Source organism: Nostoc sp. FACHB-110 (assembly GCF_014697425.1).
Lineage (GTDB): Bacteria > Cyanobacteriota > Cyanobacteriia > Cyanobacteriales > Nostocaceae > Nostoc_B.
On the sequence record NZ_JACJRU010000078.1, the window covers coordinates 1 to 11,208 of the forward strand.

At 46.7% G+C, this 11,208-nt stretch carries 1 protein-coding gene; it reads left to right on the plus strand.

All coding sequences use genetic code 11. The annotated features are described in order from the left end of the window. Nucleotides 1-11,208, plus strand: an 11,208-nt coding sequence (locus tag H6G69_RS33035; RefSeq protein ID WP_190693927.1) for a non-ribosomal peptide synthetase, incomplete at both ends; no start/stop codon positions are given.

Genomic DNA, 11,208 nt, shown 5'->3' on the forward strand with positions numbered 1-11,208 from the left:
TTGTTAGCCACAATAGTCAGCAACCCACATCAGAGAGTTGGAGAATTAGCTTTCCTTTCTGAGTCCGAACTGCATCAATTGTTAGTCGAGTGGAACGACACCCAAGCCGAGTATCCAATAGATAAATCTATTCATCAATTGTTTGAGGAGCAAGTTGCGCGTACCCCGGATGCTGTGGCGGTGGTGTGGGAAAATCAACAACTGACTTATCAGCAATTGAACACCCAAGCCAACCAGTTAGCGCATTACTTGCAGTCACTGGGTGTCAAAGCAGATACATTAGTGGGGATTTGTGTCGAACGTTCCCTCGAAATGGTTGTGGGGCTGTTGGGGATTCTCAAAGCGGGTGGAGCTTACGTACCGCTTGACCCTGAGTATCCGCTTGAACGTTTAACTTTCATGTTGGAAGATGCTCAAGTACCAGTGCTGCTGACACAACAAAAATTAGTAGCTAAACTACCTCAACATCAAGCTCATCTTGTGTATTTAGATACTGATGTTCAGGAGTTTGCCCAAGCTAGTGAAATTAATCCAGCCAGCGAGGTAAAACCAGCAAACCTAGCTTACGTACTATATACCTCCGGCTCTACAGGTAGACCAAAGGCAGTAGCGATTGAACATCACAGTCCGGTTGCTTTAGTCAGTTGGGCGCAAGAAGTTTTTACAGCCTCAGAACTTTCTGGTGTGCTAGCTTCTACTTCTATCTGTTTTGACCTGTCGGTTTTCGAGTTATTTGTAACTCTGAGCCTGGGAGGAAAAGTCATCTTAGCTCAAAATGCTCTACATTTATCTACTATTAGCACCGCCAGCCAAGTCACTTTAATCAATACAGTTCCTTCGGCGATCGCTGGGTTAATTCGAGATAATAGTTTACCACCGCACCTATGCACCGTTAATTTAGCTGGGGAAGCGTTGCAAAACCAACTGGTACAGCAAATCTATCAGCACAGTCCAGTCGAACGGGTATTCAATCTTTATGGCCCTTCCGAAGACACCACTTACTCGACATTTAGCTTGATAGAAAAAGGGACAAGTTCCTCACCAACCATCGGTCGCCCCATTTCTAACACACAAATTTACATCCTTGACTCTAATTTACAACCAGTACCAATTGGTGTACCTGGAGAACTGCATATTGGTGGTGCAGGATTAGCAAGAGGTTATCTCCACCGCAGCGAGTTAACACAAGAGAAATTCATCCCCAATCCGTTTATTAATTCAAAATTCAAAATACCCTACGGGAAGGCAAGCCTACAAAATTCAAAATTATATAAGACTGGGGATTTAGCACGTTATCTACCAGATGGCAACATAGAATACCTGGGGCGCATCGATAATCAAGTAAAAATTCGCGGCTTCCGCATTGAATTGGGCGAGATTGAAGCCCTATTGAGTCAATATCCTCATGTACAAGCTAATTGTGTCATTGTCCGGGAAGACCATCCGGGTGATAAACGCTTAGTTGCCTACTTGGTAGCAAGTACAGATTGTCAACCCAAGATTAGCGAACTCAGACAATACCTCAAAGCCAGACTTCCAGAGTACATGATACCGACCGCTTTTGTCATTTTGGAGTCCCTACCACTGACTCCCAATGGCAAAGTAGACCGCCTTTCTTTACCCGCACCAGAATTAGATCCAGATTTGTTAGAGCAATTTATCGCCCCACGCACCCAAATCGAAAAAACACTAGCACTCATTTGGTTGCAAATTCTCAAACTAGAGCGAGTAGGCATTCACAATAATTTCTTTGAACTGGGTGGTCATTCCCTATTAGCTACTCAAGTTATATCTCGCTTGCCGTCAGCCTTTGGTGTATCTTTACCATTACGGAGTCTGTTTGAAGCACCGACAATTGCTCAATTAAGTGAAGTGATTGCCAGCCAGCTAGAAATAGGTTCAAGTCTCACCTTGCCAGAGATTATACCTGTTTCCAGAGACCAAGACCTACCCTTATCTTGGGCGCAAGAGCGTCTGTGGTTCATGCACCAATTAGAAGGAGATAGTGGTGCATACACTATGCCTTTTGTGGTGCGGCTAGTGGGGAATTTAAACATTCAAGCCTTGGAAACAGCATTTGGGCAATTAGTCCAACGCCATGAAGTATTGCGGACGCATTTTGAAATCAAGGATAACTTGCCAGTACAAGCGATTGCACCCCAACTCAACATCACTTTACCAGTGGAGGATTTACAAAATGAACCTCATCCCTGGGCAAAAGTCGAACAACTGGTAATTCAAGAATCTGCCAAACCATTTAACTTAACCACTGGCCCAGTTATCCGCGTCAAACTCTGGCAAGTCAAGCCACAGGAATACGTACTGCTAATAGCAATACATCATATTGCCTCTGATGGTTGGTCAATGGGTGTGTTGATTAGTGATTTATCTAATTATTATCGAGCCATTGCCACAGGTATTACTGTATCTTTACCAGAGTTACCTGTACAGTACGCTGATTTTGCCTTGTGGCAGCGTCAGTGGTTGAGTGAGCAAGTGCTAGAGCAACAATTAAGCTACTGGCAGCAAAAATTAGCCGGAGCGCCACCATTATTAGAACTGCCCACAGACAGACCCCGCCCAGCCATCCAGACTTTTCGCGGTGGTAGAGCGCCAATTCAACTCAATCGCCAACTCACTCAGCAACTCCAACAAATTAGCCAGGCATCGGGAACCACGATGTTTATGACACTGCTGGCAGGTTTTGCCGTGTTAATGTCGCGCTACAGTAGACAAACCGATTTAGTCATCGGTTCACCCATCGCCAACCGTAACCGCCAAGAAATAGAAGGGTTAATAGGCTTTTTTGTCAATACCTTGGTGCTGAGATTTGATTTATCCCCAGCACCGAGCTTTCAAGATTTGCTTTCCCAGGTGCGACAGGTAACTCAAGAAGCATTCGACCATCAAGATTTGCCCTTCGAGATGCTAGTCGAGAAGTTGCAACCAGAACGAAATTTAGACCGCAACCCACTAGTGCAGGTAGTGTTTGCACTCCAGAATGCTCCCTTTGATGATTGGGATTTGCCTGATTTAACAGTCGAGGGGCTACCTTGGTTACTGGATACAGTGCGAGTTGACCTAGAAATTCACATCTGGGAAACAGCATCGGGGATTGAGGGATTTTTCTGTTACAACAGAGATTTATTTGATGACAGGACAATGGCTCGGATGGTGCAGCATTATCTCACAATGCTGGAAGCGATCGCTAACGAGCAGCTTCACCCCTACGCCTCACACCAACAGCAACCAGTAGCCTTACTTCCTTTACTCACCCAGCCAGAACGCCAGCAACTGTTGACCGAGTGGAACGATACACTCATAGACTATCCCCAAGATAAGTGCATACATCAATTATTTGAAGAGCAGGTAGCCCGTACACCCGATGCAATTGCCCTGGTGATGAGCCATGAACAACTCACCTATGAGCAATTGAATCATCGAGCTAACTGTTTAGCACATTACTTGCAGTCATTAGGAGTCAAACCAGATGTGCTAGTAGGGTTGTGTGTAGAGCGATCGCCTTTAATGATTATCGCACTGTTAGCGATACTCAAAGCAGGTGGAGCATACCTACCCCTAGACAGTGAATATCCTAGCGATCGCCTCAGCTTCATCCTCGACGACACCCAAGTTCCCATACTCCTTACCCAAGAAATTCTCCTCCATAAACTACCCGCCACATCAGCAAAAGTCATATTTCTTGATGAAATTTGGTCACACATCAGCCAAAACAATCAGGAAAACCCCGTCAGTGAAGTCACACCAAATCATCTAGCCAATGTAATTTACACATCCGGTTCCACAGGAAAACCCAAAGGTGTCATGGTGGAACATCGAGGACTAGTTAACCTCGCCCAAGCCCAGATTTACACCTTTGGTGTAGACTCCTCTAGTCGCGTTCTCCAGTTTGCCTCCTTCAGTTTTGATGCCTGCATATCAGAAATTTTAATGAGTTTGGCATCTGGGGCTAGCTTATACTTGGGAACAAAAGACGCACTCATGCCCGGTACACCCTTACTGGAGCGATTACGCACAGATGGTATTACCCATGTCACCCTACCACCATCGGCATTAGCAGTCTTGCCAACCGCAGAACTCCCCGCACTACAAACCATCATTGTCGCTGGTGAAGCTTGTCCTTTGGAACTCGTCAAAAAATGGTCAGTGGGCAGAAACTTCTTCAATGCTTATGGGCCGACAGAAGCCAGTGTTTGCGCCACCATTGCCCAATGCACCCCCCAAGACGAAAAAGTTACCATTGGGAGTCCCATTGCCAATGTGCAAGTTTACATTTTAGATGAGCAATTGCAACCAGTACCCCTTGGTGTACCCGGAGAACTGCACATTGGCGGTGCGGGGTTAGCCAGAGGTTATCTCCACCGACCAGAATTAACACAACAGAAATTCATCCCTCATCCGTTTAGCGATGAGCCTGATGCTAGGCTGTACAAAACCGGAGACTTGGCACGTTATTTACCAGATGGCAACATTGAATACTTAGGCCGCATCGACAACCAAGTTAAGGTGCGAGGGTTCCGCATCGAGTTAGGCGAAATTGAAGATGTTTTGGTACAACACCCCTTGGTACAAGAAAGTGTCGTCGTCGCTAGAGTGGATAATCATGGTGATCAACAACTAGCAGCTTACTTAGTACCCGCACTGAAAAATCAAGTCTTACCCGAACAGTTGGCACAATGGCAGAGCGAGTATGTTTCAGACTGGCAAACCCTTTATGAACAGGCTTATGGACAACCGCAAACATCCATAGATGACCCCACATTTAACATCAGTGGTTGGAACAGTTCCTACACCAAGCAAGCCATTCCCGAATGGGAAATGCGGGAATGGGTAGAAAATACAGTCAACCGTATTCTGTCTCTCTCACCGCAGCGAGTCTTAGAAATTGGCTGTGGTACAGGACTACTGCTATCGCGTGTTGCCACAAGTTGTCAAGAGTATTGGGGATGCGATTATTCCAGTGCCGCTCTACAACACGTTGAGCAGATATGTAAAACAGTCGCTGGTTTAGACAATGTGCGCTTGCTGCACCGTATGGCGGATGACTTTACAGATATCCCCAACGCACACTTCGATACTGTAGTCATCAACTCAGTCGTGCAGTATTTTCCCAGTGTGGAGTATTTGTTGCAGGTACTTGAGGGAGCAATGGCGACAATTGGCAATCAAGGGACGCTGTTTGTCGGTGATGTCCGCTCCTTGCCTCTGCTCGAACCATACCATGCAGCAGTACAGTTGTTCCAAGCTGCTGAAAATAGAACAGTTGAGCAATGGCAGAAGATAGTCAACTCCAGTATCACGGCTGAAGAAGAATTAGTTATAGATCCGAGATTTTTCATCGCCCTCAAACAACGTTGTCCGCAAATTACTTGGGTAGAAATTCAACCTAAACGCGGTTACGCCCAAAATGAGTTAACCCAGTTCCGCTATGATGTCATCCTGCATATCGGTACTGATGTGCAAAAAACTCTCGTTCCTTGGTTAAATTGGCAATTAGATCAGCTTTCCTTGGCACAAATTGCAAGTCAGCTGGTTGCCCAACAGCCCCAGGTGCTGGGAATTAAAGGTGTACCCAATCAACGAGTACAACAAGCATTGCAGATATGGCAATGGCTAGAACATCCGCCAACGGTGGAAACAGTGGGACAACTGCGACAACTGCTCACACAGCAGCCTCATGTTGGCATTAATCCTGAAGAATTTTATCAGTTGGGTGAGCAACAGGGCTATACTGTCCAAACCAGTTGGTGGGGAGGTAGTCATGATGGTGCTTATGATGTGGTATTGATTCGTAACAATACACACAAGGCTGTTTTCTGGGAGAGTTCGGCACTGCTGACTCCAGCCGGGACTGATTATACAAATAATCCTCTGTACGGTAAGTTAGTTCAGAAGTTAGTGCCTGTGGTGCGGGAGCATTTGCAACAAAAGCTGCCAAATTACATGATGCCGAATACGTTTGTGCTGCTGAATGCCTTACCGTTAACACCCAACGGCAAAGTAGACCGTCGCGCCTTACCAGCACCAGATACAGCTACACGCAATCTGGCAACTGGCTTTGTGTCTCCACGCACACCCATAGAAGCGCAACTGGCGCAGATTTGGAGTGAAGTTTTGGGGATAGAACGCATTGGTGTTCATGACAACTTCTTTGAACTCGGCGGACATTCCTTACTAGCCACCCAAGTCATATCTCGCTTGCCATCAGCCTTTGGCATCTCCATCCCCTTGCGGCATCTGTTTGAAGCACCGACAATTGCTCAATTAAGTGAAGTAATTGCCAGTCAGTTACAAACAGGTATTAGTCCAACTGTGCCAGAGATTGTACCAGTTTCCAGAGAGCAAGACCTAGCCTTATCATGGGCGCAAGAGCGGTTATGGTTTTTGCACCAGTTACAAGGAGAGATGGCCGCCTACACCATGCAATTTGTCATGCGGCTCTTTGGGAACTTGAATGTTGCAGCCTTAGAAGCAGCATTGACAAAGTTAGTGGAACGCCATGAAGTATTGCGGACGCATTTTGAAATCAAGAATAACCTACCGGTGCAAGCGATCGCACCCCAACTCCATATCACCTTAGCCGTAGAAGACCTGCAAAATCTGCCCGACCCCGAAACAGTGGCACAACAGATGGTAATTGCCGCATCAGCGAAACCATTCAATCTCGCTACCGGGCCAGTGCTAAGAGTCAAGTTGTGGCAAATAGCACCACAAGAGTATGTACTGTTGTTAGCGATACATCACATTGCCGCCGATGGTTGGTCAGTGAGTGTGTTGAACCGTGAACTTTGTGCCTATTACCAAGCAATTACCACAGGTAATGATGTCGTCTTACCAGCATTACCCATTCAGTATGCCGACTTCGCCCTGTGGCAAAAACAGTGGTTGAGCGAGCAAGTGCTAGAGCAACAGTTAAGCTACTGGCAGCAACAGTTAGCCGGAGCGCCACCATTATTAGAACTACCCACCGATAGACCCCGCCCAGCCATCCAGACTGTTAACGCTCAAACAGTGCCAGTGCAATTAAACGCAGAACTGGTAACTCAACTCAGACAGCTATCACAAGCATCGGGAACCACAATGTTTATGACGCTGTTGGCGGGTTTTGCCGTGTTAATGTCGCGCTACAGTGGACAAACCGATTTGGTGATAGGTTCACCCATCGCCAACCGTAACCGTCAAGAAATAGAAGGGTTAATTGGCTTTTTTGTCAATACCTTGGCACTGCGATTTGATTTATCCGCAGCACCGACTGGTGAAGCTTTCCTGTCCCAGGTAAGGCAGGTAACACAACAAGCATACGACCATCAGGATTTGCCCTTCGAGATACTGGTCGAGAAGTTGCAACTGGAGCGTCATCTAGAGCGCCAGCCACTGGTGCAGGTCATGTTTGCCCTGCAAAATTCTCCTCACGAGCCTTGGGAACTGCCTGGGTTAAAGGTTGAGGAACTACCTTGGGTAGTTGAAACAGTGCGGTTTGACTTAGAAGCTCACTTTTGGGAAACAGAGTCGGGGATTGATGGTGTCATAGTATACAACAGCGATTTATTTGACGGGTCAACGATCGCCCGAATGATGCAGCATTATGTAAACTTACTCACGGCAATTGTCGCCAACCCAGCACAACCAGTTACCCAACTACCGCTACTAACAGCTTCAGAGACACAGCAATTGTTAGGCGATTGGAATCGCACCCACAGTCATTATCCTCATAACCAATGTATCCACCAGTTGTTTGAAGCCCAAGTCGCACGCAATCCAGATGCCGTTGCTGTCGTCTTTGGTGATCAACAACTCACCTACGCGCAGTTAAATACCAAAGCCAATCAACTAGCACATTATTTGCAAACACTTGGTGTTCAATCAGACTCTTTGGTAGGTATTTGTGTCGAACGTTCTGTATCCCTAATTGTCGGCTTATTGGCAATACTCAAAGCAGGTGGAGCTTACGTGCCTTTGGATACAGATTATCCTCAAGAACGTTTAGCTTTCATCATCGAAGATACGCAGTTATCAGTGCTATTAACCTCAGAGAAATTAGCGGCGAAGCTGGGGTTACACCAAGCGAAAGTGGTTTGTTTTGATACAGATAGCACAGCGATCGCAGGGCAAACTCAGCAAAACCCCAAAGTTGAAGTCACATCAGAGGCTCTAGCATACATCATCTACACTTCCGGCTCAACAGGCACACCTAAAGGCGTGGCTGTCACTCACAAAGCCGTCAACCGCTTAATACTCAACACCAACTACATCCACATCACACCAACAGATGTGATGGCGCAAGCAGCAAATAGCGCCTTTGATGCAGCCACTTTTGAGATTTGGGGTGCATTACTCAACGGTGCGCGGTTGGTAGGGGTGAGCAAAGAACTGGCATTGTCACCGCAAAACTTTGCTGCTTTTGTGCGATCGCAAGGCATCAGCATCTTATTCTTAACAACAGCTTTGTTCAATCAAATTGCACAAGAAGTCCCCTCAGCATTCAGTTCACTCCAGCATCTGCTGTTTGGTGGTGAAGCAGTAGATCCCAAATGGGTGAGACAAGTAATCGAACATGGCGCGCCGCAGCGACTTCTCCATGTTTATGGCCCCACAGAGAACACGACATTTACATCGTGGTACTTGGTGGAACAAGTCAGCCAAGAGGCGACAACTATTCCCATCGGCAAACCCATCGCCAACACGCAACTGTATGTCTTAGACTCCCAATTACAACCAGTCGGTATAGGTGTACCTGGAGAACTGTATATTGGGGGTGCGGGGTTAGCCAAAGGGTATCTCAACCGCAGTGATTTAACCCAAGAAAAATTTGTGCCTCATCCCTTTACTTCTCAAGCGGGTGAGTGCCTGTACAAAACTGGCGATAAAGTACGTTACCTAGCAGACGGCAATATTGAATTTCTCGGTCGGATCGATAATCAAGTCAAGCTTCGCGGTTTCCGCATTGAATTGGGCGAAATTGAAGCTGTTTTGACCCAACATTCTTTGGTGCAAGAGGCTGTTGTTGTAGTGAGAGAAGATTCTCCTGGTGATAAACGTCTGATAGGTTACTTAGTGCCTGCTGTTCATCGTTCAACCAGTGAATCTGTGAGCGACTGTGAACAAAATCAAGCCACTATAGATGACCAGAAGTTACTGTCTGCGGTGCGGGAGTATTTGCAACAAAAGCTCCCAAATTATATGGTTCCGAATGCGTTTGTACTGCTGAATGCCTTACCGTTAACACCCAACGGCAAAGTAGACCGCCGCGCCTTACCAGCACCAGATACAGCTACACGCAATCTGGCAACAGGCTTTGTGTCTCCACGCACACCCATAGAAGCGCAACTGGCGCAGATTTGGAGTGAAGTTTTGGGGATAGAACGCATTGGTATTCATGACAACTTCTTTGAACTCGGCGGACATTCCTTACTAGCCACTCAAGTCATATCGCGCTTGCCATCAGCCTTTGGTATATCTTTACCATTGCGGCATCTGTTTGAAGCACCGACAATTGCTCAATTAAGTGAAGTGATTGCAACTGAGTTACAAACAACTTCCAGTCTGAGTGTGCCAGAGATTGTACCAGTTTCCAGAGAGCAAGACCTACCCTTATCATGGGCGCAAGAGCGGTTATGGTTTTTGCAACAGTTACAAGGAGAAAGCGTAGCTTACACCATGCCGTTTGTCATGCGGCTCTTTGGGAACTTGAATGTTGCCGCCTTAGAAGCAGCATTGACAAAGTTAGTGCAACGCCATGAAGTATTGCGGACGCATTTTGAAATCAAGAATAATCTGCCAGTACAAGCGATCGCACCCCAGCTTAACATCACCTTAGCCATAGAAGACTTACAACATCAGCCTGACCCCGAAACATTAGTGCAGCAACTCAGCATTGCCGAATCTGCGAAACCATTCAATCTCGCTACCGGGCCAGTCCTGCGAGTCAAGTTGTGGCAAATAGCACCACAAGAGTATGTATTGTTGTTAGCAATACATCATATCGCCTCTGATGGTTGGTCGATGGGCGTGTTGAACCGTGAATTGTCTGCCTATTACCAAGCAATTACCGCAAGTAGTGATGTCGTATTACCAGCATTACCCATTCAGTATGCCGACTTCGCCCTGTGGCAAAAACAGTGGTTGAGCGAGCAAGTGCTAGAGCAGCAGTTAAGCTACTGGCAGCAACAGTTAGCGGGAGCGCCACCATTATTAGAACTACCCACCGATAGACCCCGCCCAGCCATCCAGACTTTTCGCGGTGGCACAGTGCCAGTGCAATTAAACGCAGAACTGGTAACTCAACTCAGACAGCTATCACAAGCATCGGGAACCACAATGTTTATGACGCTGCTGGCAGGTTTTGCAGTGTTAATGTCGCGCTACAGTGGACAAACCGATTTAGTCATTGGCTCACTCATCGCTAACCGTAACCGTCAAGAAATAGAAGGGTTAATTGGCTTTTTTGTCAATACCTTGGCATTGCGATTTGACTTATCCGCAGCACCGACTGGTGAAGCTTTCCTGTCCCAGGTAAGGCAGGTAACACAACAAGCATACGACCATCAGGATTTGCCCTTTGAGATGTTGGTCGAGAAGTTGCAACTGGAGCGTCATCTGGAGCATCAGCCACTGGTGCAGGTCATGTTTGCCCTCCAGAATGCGCCTCACGAGCCTTGGGATTTGCCTGGGTTAAAGGTTGAGGAACTACCTTGGGTAGTTGAAACAGTGCGGTTTGACTTAGAAGCTCACTTTTGGGAAACAGAGTCGGGGATTGATGGTGTTTTCTGTTACAACAGCGATTTATTTGATGGGTCAACGATCGCCCGGATGATGCAGCATTATGTAAACTTACTCACGGCAATTGTCACCAACCCAGCACAACCAGTTACCAAACTACCCCTACTGACAGCATCCCAAACACAGCAATTGTTAGGCGAGTGGAATCACACCCACAGTAATTATCCTCATGACCAATGTATCCATCAGTTGTTTGAAGCCCAAGTTGCACGCAATCCAGATGCAATCGCTGTCGTCTTTGGTGATGAACAACTCACATATCAGCAATTAAATACCAAAGCCAATCAACTAGCGCATTATTTGCAAACACTCGGTGTTCAACCAGACACTTTGGTAGGTATTTGTGTCGAACGTTCGCCATCGATGATTGTCGGCTTATTGGCAATACTCAAAGCAGGTGGAGCATAC